This is a genomic window from Nocardia sp. NPDC019219 (assembly GCF_040632645.1).
Classification (GTDB): Bacteria; Actinomycetota; Actinomycetes; order Mycobacteriales; family Mycobacteriaceae; genus Nocardia; species Nocardia sputorum.
In genome coordinates this window covers 310,674-324,843 of record NZ_JBEYCG010000004.1, presented here as the reverse complement: position 1 = coordinate 324,843, position 14,170 = coordinate 310,674, and the positions used below count along the sequence as shown (strand labels likewise).

Below are 14,170 nucleotides of genomic sequence, written 5' to 3'. Positions count from 1 at the left end.
GATCTCGGCCTGGCACACGACATGGAGGTGCTGATGTCCCGGCGCCGCGCGCTGTTCTCCCTCGCGACCGCCGGCGCGGCGGCGGTCGCGGCAGGCTGCGCGTCGGGATCGAACGACACGACGGCCACGACGACGACCGCCTCCGCGACGTCCGCGCAATCCGGCGGCGCCACCGCCGCCCCGCAGGAGACCGCGGGACCGTACCCGGGCGACGGGTCCAACGGGCCCAATATCCTCGTCGAGTCCGGCGTGGTGCGCAGCGACATCACCCGTTCGTTCGGCTCCTACTCCGGCGTCGCACAGGGCGTCCCGATGACGCTCGAGCTCACCTTGCGCGACCTGGCCGCGAGCGGTGCGGCGGGGAAGGGCATGGCGCTGTACGTATGGCACTGCGACCGGGACGGCAATTACTCGCTCTACAGCGACGGCGTCACCGAGCAGAACTATCTGCGCGGCGTGCAAGTGGCCGACGCCGACGGCAAGGTGACCTTCACGTCCATCTTCCCCGCCTGCTACTCGGGCCGGTGGCCGCACATCCATTTCGAGGTCTACGACTCGCTGGAGACCGCGGTCGCGGGCCGGAACGCCCGGCTCACCTCGCAGATCGCGCTGCCGCAGGACACCTGCGAGTCGGTGTTCGCCTACGACTCCGGCTACGCGCGCAGTGTCGGCAATCTGGCGCAGGTCACGCTGGCCTCCGACAACGTCTTCGGCGACGGCTGGGACGCGGAACTGGCCACCGTGACGGGCGCGCCGTCTTCGGGCCTGCGCGTCGCGCTGACCGTGGGCGTCGCCGAGAAGTCACAGAACACGCAGTCCGGCAACGGTTCCGGACCGCAGCCCGGCGGTCGGCCGCCCGGAGGCGCGCCCGGTGGCAGGCCTCCACGGTGACCGGCTGTGCGCGTCGCGGCCTGGGCGAGGCGCGCGCAGCGGTGTCATCGACCGCCAGTTACCTGTACCGCCCCACGTAGCCGCTCCCCGGGTCGGATCGGTGCGGGTGAGCGCGCGGGGCAGGCGCACGACGACGCGACACGTCCGCCGGATCGTCCTCGGGCCGCCGGTGACATGCGGCACTGCGGGCGATCCGGCGCGCCGGGAAAGGACGGATCGGCGAGCCCGGCAACGCTTTCGCGGCCGCGCGGCAGGGGGCGTCCGCGCCTGTGTGCCGCACTGCCGACACGTCGGCCCCGGCCCATCGGCCACCACTTGGCAAACATTCCGGGAGCAACACCGCCGCCGGTGCCGATGTAGTCCCGCAAGGACGTGTGCCGCACAATAGGGGGCCGCGCGCGGCGCGTCCCGGCGTTCTTTCGCCCAGTGGACGCGCGTCGCGGCGACACAAGGTGTTGTGCTAACCGGACATGTCAGCCACTAGGAGTAGTGTCCCCAGGGTAGACATTCCGTGACGGCAGCGTGCTCGGGAAAGGCGTGGAGGCAGGATGAAACTGATCGATCGGGTGTCGGCCATCAACTGGAATCGGGTGCCCGACGAAAAGGACGCCGAGGTCTGGGACCGGCTGACCGGCAACTTCTGGCTGCCGGAGAAGGTACCGGTCTCCAACGACATCCCGTCGTGGAACACCCTGACCGCCGACGAGAAGCAGCTGACCATGCGGGTCTTCACCGGCCTGACCCTGCTGGACACCATCCAGGGCACGGTCGGCGCGGTGAGCCTCATCCCGGACGCGCTCACCCCGCACGAAGAGGCCGTGCTGACCAACATCGCGTTCATGGAGTCGGTGCACGCCAAGAGCTACAGCTCGATCTTCTCGACGCTGTGCTCCACCCGGGAGATCGATGAGGCGTTCCGCTGGTCGGAGGAGAACCGCAACCTCCAGCGCAAGGCCGAGATCGTGCTGGAGTACTACAGGGGCGACGACCCGCTCAAGCGCAAGGTCGCCTCCACACTGCTGGAGAGCTTCCTGTTCTACTCCGGCTTCTACCTGCCGATGCACTGGTCGTCGCGGGCCAAGCTCACCAACACCGCCGACATGATCCGGCTGATCATCCGCGACGAGGCGGTCCACGGCTACTACATCGGCTACAAGTACCAGAAGGGCTTGGAGCTGGTCACGCAGGCCGAGCGCGACGAACTCAAGAACTACACCTTCGAGCTGCTGTTCGAGCTCTACGACAACGAGGTCGACTACACCCAGGATCTCTACGACGAAGTCGGCCTCACCGAGGACGTGAAGAAATTCCTGCGCTACAACGCCAACAAGGCGTTGATGAACCTCGGCTACGAGGGCCTGTTCCCGAAGGACGAGACGGAGGTCAACCCCGCGATCCTCTCGGCGCTGTCCCCCAACGCCGACGAGAACCACGACTTCTTCTCCGGTTCGGGTTCGAGTTACGTCATCGGCAAGGCCGTGAACACCGAGGACGAAGACTGGGAGTTCTGAGCCGTCGGTTGGGGTGAAGCGCGCTGGGCCCGGCGGTCATGCCGGGCCCCAGCCTTGTCTTGGTTCGCCGACCCGGCGTGAAAGACTCTGTGCTGTAGAGCATTCAAATCCGACGAGGGGGATTTCGATGTACCGACGGCTGGCTCTGATCGCGGCGGTGCTGTTGACCGCTGCCGCATGTCAGGACGACAGTCCGGCGGCGGTTTCGCAGACCGGTGACGGATCGTTCTGGTCCACCGTGCCGCAGACCGACGACCAGCGTCTGGAAGTGCTGCGCCGGATGCGTGCGATGGACACTTGCGCGCTGCTGCCGCGAGCCGAATTGACCGAGGTCGGTCAGGTGCTCAGCGTCGGCACCGACGGGCTGAACTCGTGCAAGGCCGAACTCGACAGCTCGGAACGCTACAAGGGGAAGACCGTCCGCTGGACCATGGCCGGACCTGCGCCGGAAGTGCAGAACCAGCGGGGTACGACCGAACGGCTCGGCGACGTGAGCGTCCACGTGCTGGCGGACAAGGACACGCTGAGCGCCGAGCAAGCCGGGCAACTCGTCCAGCGCTCGTGCTCGGCCATGGCACGGTTTCCTTCGTCCGCCGCGATCGGCCTGTCGGTGAACACCCCGCTGGGGGTCGAGCCATGTCCGATCGCCGAGTCACTGATCAGCACGGCGGTCTCCGAATGGAAGAAGGAACCGCGGCAGGGCAGCGCGGCGGAAACGATCACCACGGTGCTGACCGGCGCCGACCCCTGCGCGGTCCTGCCGAAGCTCGGCGTCGGGGCCGAGCCTGCGCAGCAAGGAGTCTCCAGCTGCACGTTCGTCCATCGCGGCGACGAGATCCGTCTCGCGTACGAATACAGCGCGGAGTCGCTGGTCACCTCGGGCGCTCCGGCGTTCACCGTCGGTAACCGCACCGTCTACCGAGATGCCCAGGACGAACTGCGGTTCTACAACGTCGCGGTGGGTCAGCCGCTCGAGACCGGCAATCGCAATCCGCTCGGGCCGCGCCTACCGGCCATCTCCCTCACCGGAAAGGATGACGCGGCCCTCGAAGAGGTTGTGCGCCAAGCTTTGACGCTGTTCCCGTGAGCGGCCGGCGACCGCACTTCGCTCGATCGGCGGGCCGCGGGCATCGAGGACGCCCTCAGATACCGAGGACCAGCTTCGCCGTCGTGAAATAGATGATCAGCCCGGTGGCGTCGACCAGGGTGGTGACCATCGGGGCGGAGACGACGGCGGGGTCGATGCGCAGTTTCTTGGCCAGCAGGGGCATGGTGCCCCCGATGGTGGCGGCCCAGCCGCAGATCAGCACCAGGGTGATGCCCACGACCAGGGCGATGCGCGGGCCGACGAACAGGGCGCCGATCGCCAGGCCCACGGACGCCAGCAGCGAGCCCAGCACCAGCCCCACCCGGCATTCCCGCCAGATCACCCGCAACAGGTCCGAAGCCCGCACCTCGCCGACCGCCACCGCGCGCACGCAGGCGGTGGCGGCCTGCGCGCCCGCGTTGCCGCCCGCGCCGATCAGCAGCGGGATGAACAGCGCCAGGTGCGCGGCCTGCTGCAGGGTGCCTTCGAAGAAGTCGGTCACGCTCACCGTCAGCGTCGCCGCGAACAGCAACAGCAGCAGCCACAGCGCCCGATAGCGGGCCAGCTGGAACACCCCGGCGGCCATGTAGTGGCCCTCCCAGGGCGCCGATCCCGCCTGGAGCGCGACGTCCTCGCTGTCGGCCGCCTCGATCACCTCGACCGCGTCGTCGATGGTGAGCAGTCCGACCAGCCGGTCCTCGCTGTCCACCACCGGCAGGTTGATGTCGTTGGTCTCGCGCATCAAGCGGGCGGCCTTCTCGGCGGAATCGGTGGCACGCGCGAAGGCGGGCTCGGTGACGACCAGCTCCGACACCATCGTCTCGGGCTTGCTGAGCACCAGTTCGCGCAGTTCGACGATGCCGGTCAGCCGCCTGCCCGCGTCCACCACCGGCAGCGTGTACACCGTCTCGGCGTTGCCGCCCTTGGCCCGCACCATGCCGAGCGCTTCGGCCACAGTCAGGTCGCGGGGCAGCGCCACCACCTCCGGCGTCATGAACTGACCGGCGGAGCCCTCCGGATAACCGAGCAGGCTCGCGGTCATCCGCCGCTCACGCGGACTCAGGCCCGCCAGCGCCTTCTTGGCGACCTTCGCGGGGGCTTCGCGCAGCATGCGGGCGCGGTCGTCGGGCGCCATGCCCTCGACCAGGTCGCGGAAGCTCTGATCGCGCAGCCCTTGCAGGATCTGCTGCTGGTCCACCGGCTCGAGTTCCTCGAAGACGGCCAGCGCCAGATCTTTGTCGAGCAGGCGGAACGCCATCCCGGCCCGCACCGCGTCCATGCGGGCGAGCTGGTCGGCGATGACGTGCGGCGGGTGGTTGCCGAGCCAGTCCAGCGCGGCGTCCACGCGACGGGTTTCGACGATGTCCTGCAGGGATTCGGACAGCGTCGGACGTACTTCGATGATGTCGGTCTGCGACATGGGAGGACCTCAGCACATGCGTGAGTGAACGGAGAGCTCGAGAATTCACACCGCGGGCGCCGCCCCCTGCCGTCGCGACCTGACTCAGGAATGCGAAGGGGCGGCGCCGCGCGGCCTTCGACTGGGAGGTTCGCTGCGCATCGCTACCCCACCTCCCTCTCGTCGTCGCCGCGGATCTCGGGAATCCGCACCATTCGGCTCAACATCGCACGGACACGAAAACGTCCTCGTGCAGCTTACATCGCTCCGGAGAGAATGATCACCTCACGAGGGCTCGCTGTGACCGAAGCCGCTTCTCAGCACCGGAAAACTCGCGCCGGTGTTCCGGAATGTCGGCATCCTCCCCTGCGCGGCGAGGACCGGGACGGCAGGCGAATCGAATCCGGCCGCTAGCACCACAGTGCGATAACCAGGCCCGACCTGGATCGGCGAGGAGCGCCGCACGATGTCGTCGCGGGGACGCGCGACTGTGCGAACGATCATGCCGTGTGACCGTCATCGAGCCGATTTATCGCACTGCCAGGCCGGATGGTCATAAACCGCCGGAATACAGGTTTATACGCAGTCGGCGTCGAACTGTTGCTCCCAGGTCTGGGAACCGGGACAGTGTTTGCCAGGCAGGCGCTGAAGGTCACCGGCGCCGGCCGCACCAGCACAGCTCACGAAAGTTTCGAAGTGTCGACTGCAACAGCATTGATCCGCCGTCGCGCGGTCGACTTCATGCGCGTTCCCCACGGGATCTGTTGCCGCTGAAGCAGCGCGGCCGTGGTCTGGCGACCACACTCCGCGCGGTCGTCCACCGCCGCATCGCTCCCGCTGTGGTATCGCCGGATGCCGGGCATCGAAATGCACGGCGTCTTCTCGTCTTCGAAAGAACAACCATGCCTTTCCCTCCATCCTCCCGGCGCGTCGCCCGCGCTCTCTCCGCCGCCGTCGCGGTGCTCACCGGCCTGTCCGTGCTCACCGGCTGCGGCGAGTCCGCGCCCGCCAAGACCGCCGACGGCAAGACCGTGCTGCGCTATCAAGGCGCCACCGGGCAGGTGAATCCTGTCGAATTGGCCGACGACCTGGGCTATTTCACGAAGATCAGCCTGCACTGGGAAGGCGACACCACCAGCGGCCCCGCCAATATCCAGGCGGCGGCGACCAACCAGGTCGAGTTCGGCAGCGCGTTCAACGGCGCGGTGGTCAAACTGATCGCGGGCGGGGCGAAAGTCACCTCGGTGCTCAGTTCCTATGGCGCGGACGAGGAGTCGTTCACCGGCTACTACGTCCGTGACGACTCCGGCATCACCTCGGCGCGCGATCTCATCGGCAAGAAGGTCGCGGTCAACACCCTCGGCGCGCACCACGAATTCATCACCAGGGAGTGGCTGCATCAGCAAGGCCTGACCGACGACGAGATCAAGCAGGTGCAACTGGTCGTCGTGCCGCCGGCCAACACCGAGGACGCGCTGCGCAAGGGGCAGGTCGACGTCGGCGCGCTGGGCAGCGTCTTCCGGGACACCGCGCTCCGGCGCGGCGGCATCCACCCGCTCTACACCGACAAGGCCATCTTCGGCACGTTCGACTACGGCACCTACGTCTTCCGCAACGACTACATCGCCAAGAATCCCGAAGCCGTCGAGGACTTCGTGCAGGGCACCGCGCGCGCGATCCGCTGGCTTCAGGTGACGCCCCGCGAGCAGGTGCGCGAGCGATTCACGCAGATCATCGGCAAGCGTGGCCGCAATGAGAACACCGGTTTGGTGCCGTACTGGCTGAGCTCCGGGATCCCGGTGCCCGGCGGCGTGGTCGCGGAAAAGGAATTGCAGATCTGGATCGACTGGCTGGTGCGCAACGGCGAACTGCCGAACGGCAAATTGAAGGCCGCGGATCTGTTCACCAACAAGTTCAACCCCTATGCCAACGGCAGATACAAGCCGGAGGCGGGACCGACCGGAGAGGTGGTGGCCGCGAAATGACCACGGCGACCAAACTAGCGCTGACCGGAGTGCGCAAGCAGTTCTCGGTGCGCGGGTCACACGAGCGATTCACTGCGCTGGAGGACATCTCGCTGGAGCTGCGCGAGGGCGAGTTCCTGGTGCTGGTCGGCCCCAGCGGGTCGGGGAAATCCACGCTGCTGGACTTGCTCGGCGGGCTGAGCAAGCCCACCTCGGGTGAGATCCTGCTGGACGGCAAGCCGATCACCGGCCCCGGTCTGGATCGCGGCATCGTCTTCCAGCAGTACGCGCTGTTGCCTTGGCGGACGGCCCGGTCCAACATCGAATTCGGCTTGGAGGCCAAGGGTTTGCGCCGCAAGGCGCGCCGGGAACTCGCCGAGCACTACCTGGAACTGGTCGGGCTCTGCGGTTTCGGCGACCGCTATCCGCACGAGCTGTCCGGCGGCATGAAGCAACGCGTCGCCATCGCGCGCAGCCTCGCGTTCGATCCCGAGGTGCTGCTGATGGACGAGCCGTTCGCCGCGCTCGACGCGCAGACCAGGGAGTCCCTGCAGGACGAACTGTTGCGCATCTGGCGGGCCACCGGCAAGACGGTGTTGTTCATCACCCACGGCATCGACGAGGCGGTGTACCTCGGCCAGCGGGTGGCCGTGCTGACCTCCCGGCCCGGCCGGATCAAGGCCATCGTCGACGTCGAGATCGACCGGGACACCGACGACGACGTCCGCTCCTCCCAGCGGTTCCGGGACTACCGCCACGAGATCTGGACGCTGCTGCACAGCGAGGTCCAGCGGGCCGCGAGCCTGGAGCTGGAGTCGTTGTCCGACCACGCGGCCGATGCCGAATCCACCACCGAGAGGACCGCCCATGTCTAGCGCCATACAGCTCAGCGAGCGGCCGGTGCGGGAAACCGCGGCCGCGCCCACCCGACCGGCCCCGTTGCGGCGGGCCGAGGCGGCGCCCTCCGCCGTGCCGCGAATCCTGCGGGTGGTGAGCCGGTTCGCCTGGCGGGTGTTCAAGCCGACGGTCGTGATCGCCCTGTTCCTGCTGCTGTGGCAGCTCGCCCCCACGCTCGGGCTGGTGGACGAGGTGTTCCTGCCGCCGTTCTCGGTGGTCGCCCAGGCGTTCGCCGACTTGGTGGCGAGCGGGGAGATGTGGACGCACCTGTCCGCGAGCCTGAACCGTTCGCTGGCCGGGTATTCGCTGGCGTTGGTCGCCGGAATTCCGGTGGGCATCGCGATCGCCTGGTACCAGCCGGTGGCGGACTTCCTGAACCCGATCCTCGAGCTGTTCCGCAACACCGCGGCTCTGGCGTTGCTGCCGGTCTTCTTGCTCATCCTGGGCATCGGCGAGACCTCGAAGGTCGCCATCGTCGTCTACGCGAGCTTCTTCCCGATCCTGCTCAACACCATCACCGGCGTGCGCACCGTCGATCCCCTGCTGGTCAAATCGGCCGCGTCCCTCGGCTTCTCGCCGTTGCGCCTGTTCCAGAAGGTGATCCTGCCCGCGGCGCTGCCGTCCGTCTTCACCGGTCTGCGGATGGCCGCCGCAAGTTCGATCCTGGTCCTGCTGGCCGCCGAGATGTTCGGGGCCAGGGCCGGCCTCGGCTATCTGATCACCGCCGCGCAGCAGAACTTCGCGATCCCCAACATGTACGCGGGCATCCTCGCCATCTCGCTGCTCGGTCTCGCCTTCAACGGCCTGCTGGTCACCCTCGAACGCCGCCTGTCGCGGTGGCGCGCCCCGGCGAACTCCTGAACCATGGCTGCCCCGCGCACGGTTGATCAGGCGTTGACCAAACGGCGTGCCGTCGACTTCATGCGGGTGTGCGGCAGCGCTTGTCGCAGTACCGCATCCCCGCATTTCCGGTTGGCGCCGGCCCGATCCTCTAGTTCGAAATGAGTTCTTCCGATGACCGCTGTCCACGAAACCCCCGTCTCGACCGCTACCGCCGACGCGCTGCACGTCGCCCCCGTCGCCGGCCACATCGGCGCCGAGATCTCCGGCGTCGATCTCCGTGAGCCGCTGACCGACCAGCAGGTCGCGGCCATCACCGACGCGCTGCACACCTACAAGGTGCTGTTCTTCCGCGACCAGCACATCGATCACGCCCAGCAAATCGCCTTCTCCCGCCGCTTCGGCGCGGTCACGCCGTCGCACCCCTATGACGACGACGCGCCCACGGAATACCCGGAGATCCTCGCGGTCGACAGCCGGCTCTACGAGAAGCGCTTCGGGGTGCGCAAGCACAGCTACACCAACCAGTGGCACACCGATGTCTCCGCGCTGATCAACCCACCCGCGGCCTCGATCCTGCGCGCCGAGATCGCCCCGGAGCGCGGCGGCGACACCGGCTGGACGAACCTCGTCGCCGCCTACGAGAACCTGCCCGAGTCGCTCAAACGATTCGCCGAAGGGCTGCGCGCCGAACACCGCTTCGGCGGCAACCGTCCGATCTGGGACTCCGACAGCGACTACGCGAAGAAGGTCGCGACCGCGCCGCTGGTCACCGAGCATCCGGTGGTCCGGGTGCACCCGGTGACCGGCGAGCGGGCGCTGTTCGTGAACCCCGGGTTCACCACCCGGATCGTCGGGCTCACCCCGCCCCAGAGCGACGCGGTGCTGCGGTTGCTGTTCGACGAGGTGACCAACCCGGCCTACACGGTCCGGTTCCGCTGGACGAAGGGCAGTCTCGCGTTCTGGGACAACCGCGCCACCGCGCATCTCGCGCCGAGCGATCTGGACCATCTCGACGTCACCCGCGTGTTGTACCGCACCACCCTCGAGGGCGACATCCCGGTCGGCGTCGACGGTGAGCCGTCGAAGTCCATTGCCGGAGCGAAGTTCACCGGCGCGTAGGAACCGACAGGCGGAATCGGCCGGGCGCTTCGCCGGCGCCCGGCCGATTTCGCGTCGTCGCCACCGCGCCGATTCGCCGAGACGACAACCGCCTGGTACGGCAACGGAAGTATCAGCCGACGGAGAGTTTCACCACCGGATCGGGGCCCAGATCGGTGATGTAGACGTTGCCCGCCGGATCGACCGCCAGCCCCTGGGGATTCTTGAGGCCGGTGAACGGCAGCGGGGTCGGCGTCGACGCGCCCGCCGCCAACATCACGACCCATTTGTTACCCCAGTCGACGACGTACACATCTCCCGACGTGTCGACCGCCAAGCCCTGTGGATCCTTGAGGCCGGTGAACGGCAACATGGTCGGCGCCGACGCGCCCGCCGCCAACAACCGCACCTGCTCGGTACCCAATTCGGTGACGTAGACGTTGCCCGCCGGGTCGACCGCCACACCGTCGGGACCTTGGAGCCCCGTCAGCGGCAGCGTCGTCGGCGTCGCCGCGCCCGCCGCCAACTTCAGCACCCGATCATTGCCCCGATCGGCGACGTATACGTCTCCCGTATTGCCGACCGCCACGCCGTGGGGGTCCTTCAGGCCGGTGAACGGCAGCGGGGTCGCCGCCGCCGCGCCCACCGCCAACTTCAGCACCCGATCATTGCTCGTGTCGCTGACGTAGACGTTGCCCGCGGCGTCGACCGCCACGTCCTGGGGATTCTTCAAGCCGGTGAACGGCAGCGGGGTCGCCGCCGCCGCGCCCGCCGCAGATTTCAGCACCCGATCGCTGCCCATGTCGGTGACATAGACGTTGCCCGCGGCGTCGACCGCCACACCGGTGGGCAGGCTGACGCCGGTGAACGGCAGCGAAGTCTGTGACGAATAGCCCGGGGCGATAGCTGTGGGCGAAGTGCCACCGCCGCCTGATTCCCGTTGGACACCGAGGACGACAGCTACAACGGCCACCACCGCCGCCGCGACCGCGGCGGCGAGCAGCATGGCCGTCTTGCGCGACGATTTGATTCGCCGACCAGGGCGCGCAGCGACGCCCCCGGTGGTGCCGACCGGGGAATCGCCCACCGCGGCGCAGGCCGCCACGGCCAGCTCGCGCACGGTCTGATAACGATCGTCGGGGTTCTTGGCCATTCCCTTGGCGATCACCGCGTCCAACTCGGTCGGTACATCGGGTGTAGTGGTGCTGGGACGCGGCGGCGGGGTGTGCAGATGATGGGCGATCACACCCTGCATCCCGAATTCACTCGCGAACGGCGGCCGACCGGTCAGGCATTCGTACAGCACGCACGTCAACGCGTACACGTCCACTCGGGCATCGGCCTTGACCTCCGCGCCGATCTCCTCCGGCGCCATGTAGGCGACGGTGCCGATGGTCTCGCCGGTCGCGGTCAGCGTACGGTCGTCTGCGGCGTGGGCGATCCCGAAGTCGATCAGGGAGGCGAACTCGTCGGCCCCCAGCAGGATGTTCGAGGGTTTGACGTCGCGGTGGACCAGCCCGGCGTCGTGGGCCGCTTGCAGCGCACCGGCCACCTGGGCGACGATCGCCACCGCCCGCCGGGGCGACAAGGCCCCTTCTCGCGTGATCACCGTGCGCAGGTCGGTGCCCTCGATCAAGCGCATATTCAGATAGAGCCGACCATCGATGTCGCCGAAGTCGTGGATGGGGATCACATGGGGCTCGGTCAGCTGCGCCACCGCCCGGCACTCCCGGCGGAACCGCTCACGCAGTTGCTCGTCATCGGCGAAGCGCTCGGGCAACACTTTGAGCGCCACCACCCGGTTGGTCAGCGAATCATGCGCCCGCCACACTTGGCCCATGCCGCCCTGCCCCAGCAGCGACAGCAGCCGATAACGTCCGAACGCCTCCGCGGACCTCTGAGTGGCGTCTCCGTCTCCTGCTACCGTCTCATCCATTGCGCCGTCCCGTGACCACCCCGACTGGCAAACGGTGTACTCGCTTGCATTCCGATCCGCGCCCGAGCGGTAGCCGCACACTCGTGAGATATCCGGGACCGGACAATCGAGCGTCGGCGCTGCTGTGGCGTGCGGATTTCCCAACCATGCTCATGCCGGCAGATAAGCGGCCGGGCACTGCCGTGTCACCGGCGCGAGTACGCGAATCGCGCCCCAGAAAACCACCAGCAACCTGTGTGAATTCAGTGTACCTCTACGTCTACGGCCAACCCCGGAAAACCGGCCGTCCAGCAACCCTCGGAGGCCGGGCCATCTGCCCTGAGGGCCCGTCCGACATCGAATCGATTGCACCGATCTGCGTGGGCCGGTAGCACCTTCGATGCGCAGGGTGCCGCCGAGGACCGAGCCGGCGGCGGGTGCCCTGCCTCATGCCGGACTACGAGCGCACCGGCGGCATAGTCTCCAGCACGGCGCGCTCCACGTCATTCCAGCTCGGGACGTGGCGCACCCAGTCGGGAATCGGCTCGGATTGCGCGCCGAACAGGAGCCGGTGCGACACCAGATCACGCAGGACGCGGTGCACGTCGAGGCGGTCATCGATCATGTGCGTGATGCCGAGTTCGGCGCAGTGCACCGCCTTGTCCGCCCGCGCACGGCAGAAGCGCACATTGTCGCGTGCGATCCCGGTCCGGTCGTAGAAGTCGTGGTGGTCGAGCCACTGGCGAGTGCGCTCCTCGATCCGGGGACCGCACTTCGAGATGATCCACGCCCGGCCCTCGAAGCGCCGGACCAGGCGCGGCAATACGTCGAAAGCGCCCGCGCTGGGCGGCGTGCGCAGCGCCTCCTCGAGCCCGCCGGAGAGGAACACCGTGTCCTCGTCGCCGGGGGCCAGAGCGGCCCCTTGGATCACTCGGCCGAAATCGATGCCGAGTCGAGGCTGCCTTCGATTATGCGGATGTCTTCTTTCTTCGTTCATACGATTTCCAGCGTGCGACTTTCAGCCCCTGTGCCGCCAGCGGATTTCATCAACGCGCAGCATTTCCGGAAAAACACCGAAAACCATGCGCGTTCTCAGCATTGCCGCTTGTCGTGCGCCGTGCGATGGGCGGCGAGCGACCGCGTGCGGGATCAAGGTGGTGCGGTCGGCAGACCGGCTGCGGCCGATGGGCTGGATCGGTGCGGTGTCGCTGGGATTCGTGCGCCTCGTCGGTGTGCCGGACGATCGGACTCGTCCTGCCGCCACCCACCGGCATCGCGGTGGTCGCGGCCGCCGCCGGGCTCGCACTGATCCAGGTGGGCGGGCTCGCGCTGCATCGGAGCCGGGGCGAACGCGATGTGATCGGGTTGGATCTCCTGCTGCTCCTTCTCACCCTGGTGGCGACCTGGCTCGCAACTATCTGGTGGTAGCGCCGATGGGTTCCGCCGCACACGGCCGGAATTCGGTGCGCCGAGCGCCGAACGGTTGCCAGACCGCAGTGGACTGGTAACAGTGAGGTACGAAGCCGCGGCGTTCGCCGTGGCGGTTCGGGTACACACGAAGGAGATATTCGTGCGCTTCGGCATCTTCATCCCGCAGGGCTGGCGGCTCGATCTGGTGGGCATCGACCCGGCGGACCAATGGGGGGTGATGCGAGACCTCGCCCAGCGCGCCGACGCGAACCCGGCGTGGGAATCGCTGTGGGTGTACGACCACTTCCACACCGTCCCGGTCCCCACCGAGGAGGCGACGCACGAAGCGTGGACGCTGATGTCGGCGTTCGCCGCGACCACCTCGCGCATCCGCCTCGGTCAGATGTGTACCGCGATCAGCTACCGCAACCCGGCCTACCTCGCGAAGGTGGCCGCGACGGTCGACCTGATCTCCGGCGGACGCGTCGAGATGGGCATCGGCGGTGGCTGGTACGAACACGAGTGGCGCGCCTACGGCTACGGCTTCCCATCCGCGGGCGAACGGCTCGGCCGCCTCGACGAGGGTGTGCAGATCTTCCGGCAGGCGTGGACCAGTGGTTCGGCCACCCTCGACGGCAAGTACTACCAGCTCGACGGCGCGATCGTGCGTCCACTTCCGCTGCAGGAGAATGGTATCCCGCTGTGGATCGCAGGCGGCGGCGAGAAGAAGACGCTGCGCATCGCCGCGAAGTACGCGCAATACACCAACTTCAGCGGCAATCCCGAGGAGTTCACCCACAAGTCCGAGGTGCTGCGCGCGCACTGCGCCGACGTCGGCACCGACTTCGACGCGATCATCCGCAGTGCCAACTTCAACGTCGTCATCGGCTCGACCCAGGCCGAAGTCGACGATCGTCTCGCGGCGTTGAAGGCCCGCCTGACGCCCGTCATCGGCACCGACGCGACCGAATCCTACTTCGCCCAGCTGTACAACAGCGGCGCCGCCACCGGCACCCCGGAGCAGATCGTGGCGAACCTGCGCCGAGTCGCCGATCTCGGCCTCGGCTACGCCATCTTCAACTTCCCCGAGTCCGCCTACGACACCTCGGGCATCGAACTCTTCGAACGCGAAGTGCTCCCGGCCTTGAGTTGATC

Annotated in this window: 12 protein-coding genes; 9 read left to right on the top strand and 3 right to left on the bottom strand. The window is 67.7% G+C overall.

Annotated elements, in window-relative coordinates; all coding sequences use genetic code 11:
• Window positions 1-21: 21 nt before the first annotated feature.
• The 3 genes from ABZ552_RS10965 (at window position 22) to ABZ552_RS10955 (ending at window position 3,489) form a co-directional block, all read left to right on the top strand.
• Window positions 22-891, top strand: a complete 870-nt coding sequence (locus ABZ552_RS10965; protein WP_357436820.1) for a dioxygenase — start codon at window positions 22-24, stop codon at window positions 889-891.
• Window positions 892-1,439: 548 nt separating this feature from the next.
• Window positions 1,440-2,402: a class 1b ribonucleoside-diphosphate reductase subunit beta gene (gene nrdF / locus ABZ552_RS10960; protein ID WP_067797805.1), complete on the top strand. Its 963-nt coding sequence runs from the start codon at window positions 1,440-1,442 to the stop codon at window positions 2,400-2,402.
• 127 nt (window positions 2,403-2,529) lie between these two features.
• Complete coding sequence (locus tag ABZ552_RS10955) at window positions 2,530-3,489, top strand: hypothetical protein (protein ID WP_281878284.1); 960 nt, start codon at window positions 2,530-2,532, stop codon at window positions 3,487-3,489.
• Window positions 3,490-3,544: 55 nt separating this feature from the next.
• On the opposite strand, the gene mgtE is transcribed toward ABZ552_RS10955, so the two are convergent.
• The gene (gene mgtE / locus ABZ552_RS10950; RefSeq protein WP_357436590.1) at window positions 3,545-4,909 is read right to left on the bottom strand and encodes a magnesium transporter; all 1,365 of its coding nucleotides are present in this window, start codon (window positions 4,907-4,909) and stop codon (window positions 3,545-3,547) included.
• Between the two features lie 881 nt (window positions 4,910-5,790).
• Between mgtE and ABZ552_RS10945 the strand changes: the two genes are divergently transcribed.
• The 4 genes from ABZ552_RS10945 to ABZ552_RS10930 all read left to right on the top strand — a co-directional run bounded on the left by ABZ552_RS10945 (window position 5,791) and on the right by ABZ552_RS10930 (window position 9,711).
• A complete protein-coding gene (locus ABZ552_RS10945) occupies window positions 5,791-6,873 on the top strand; it encodes an ABC transporter substrate-binding protein (protein WP_281878283.1) in 1,083 nt (360 codons plus the stop codon).
• Complete coding sequence (locus tag ABZ552_RS10940) at window positions 6,870-7,727, top strand: ABC transporter ATP-binding protein (protein ID WP_357436588.1); 858 nt, start codon at window positions 6,870-6,872, stop codon at window positions 7,725-7,727. Before ABZ552_RS10945 ends, ABZ552_RS10940 begins: the two co-directional genes overlap by 4 nt.
• Window positions 7,720-8,610, top strand: a complete 891-nt coding sequence (locus ABZ552_RS10935) for an ABC transporter permease (protein WP_281878280.1) — start codon at window positions 7,720-7,722, stop codon at window positions 8,608-8,610. Before ABZ552_RS10940 ends, ABZ552_RS10935 begins: the two co-directional genes overlap by 8 nt.
• A 153-nt stretch (window positions 8,611-8,763) precedes the next feature.
• A complete protein-coding gene (locus ABZ552_RS10930; RefSeq protein ID WP_281917596.1) occupies window positions 8,764-9,711 on the top strand; it encodes a TauD/TfdA family dioxygenase in 948 nt (315 codons plus the stop codon).
• 112 nt (window positions 9,712-9,823) lie between these two features.
• On the opposite strand, the gene ABZ552_RS10925 is transcribed toward ABZ552_RS10930, so the two are convergent.
• Window positions 9,824-11,626 (bottom strand): serine/threonine-protein kinase PknD, encoded by a 1,803-nt coding sequence (locus ABZ552_RS10925; RefSeq protein WP_281878277.1) that lies wholly within the window; start codon window positions 11,624-11,626, stop codon window positions 9,824-9,826.
• A 436-nt stretch (window positions 11,627-12,062) separates the two neighbouring features.
• Window positions 12,063-12,536: a hypothetical protein gene (locus ABZ552_RS10920; protein WP_281878276.1), complete on the bottom strand. Its 474-nt coding sequence runs from the start codon at window positions 12,534-12,536 to the stop codon at window positions 12,063-12,065.
• 266 nt (window positions 12,537-12,802) lie between these two features.
• On the opposite strand from ABZ552_RS10920, the gene ABZ552_RS10915 reads away from it, so the two are divergent.
• Together ABZ552_RS10915 and ABZ552_RS10910 are read left to right on the top strand one after the other, a co-directional pair.
• On the top strand, window positions 12,803-13,033 hold the full coding sequence (locus ABZ552_RS10915) for a hypothetical protein (RefSeq protein ID WP_357436584.1): 231 nt from the start codon (window positions 12,803-12,805) through the stop codon (window positions 13,031-13,033).
• A 142-nt stretch (window positions 13,034-13,175) separates the two neighbouring features.
• Complete coding sequence (locus ABZ552_RS10910; RefSeq protein ID WP_281878274.1) at window positions 13,176-14,168, top strand: LLM class F420-dependent oxidoreductase; 993 nt, start codon at window positions 13,176-13,178, stop codon at window positions 14,166-14,168.
• The last annotated feature ends 2 nt before the right edge of the window (window positions 14,169-14,170 follow it).

Coding starts and splice junctions, on each gene's coding strand:
- ABZ552_RS10965 (WP_357436820.1), top strand. CDS start 22: ATGGAGGTGCTGATGTCCCGGCGCCGCGCGCTGTTCTCCCTCGCGACC.
- nrdF (WP_067797805.1), top strand. CDS start 1,440: ATGAAACTGATCGATCGGGTGTCGGCCATCAACTGGAATCGGGTGCCC.
- ABZ552_RS10955 (WP_281878284.1), top strand. CDS start 2,530: ATGTACCGACGGCTGGCTCTGATCGCGGCGGTGCTGTTGACCGCTGCC.
- mgtE (WP_357436590.1), bottom strand. CDS start 4,909: ATGTCGCAGACCGACATCATCGAAGTACGTCCGACGCTGTCCGAATCC.
- ABZ552_RS10945 (WP_281878283.1), top strand. CDS start 5,791: ATGCCTTTCCCTCCATCCTCCCGGCGCGTCGCCCGCGCTCTCTCCGCC.
- ABZ552_RS10940 (WP_357436588.1), top strand. CDS start 6,870: ATGACCACGGCGACCAAACTAGCGCTGACCGGAGTGCGCAAGCAGTTC.
- ABZ552_RS10935 (WP_281878280.1), top strand. CDS start 7,720: ATGTCTAGCGCCATACAGCTCAGCGAGCGGCCGGTGCGGGAAACCGCG.
- ABZ552_RS10930 (WP_281917596.1), top strand. CDS start 8,764: ATGACCGCTGTCCACGAAACCCCCGTCTCGACCGCTACCGCCGACGCG.
- ABZ552_RS10925 (WP_281878277.1), bottom strand. CDS start 11,626: ATGGATGAGACGGTAGCAGGAGACGGAGACGCCACTCAGAGGTCCGCG.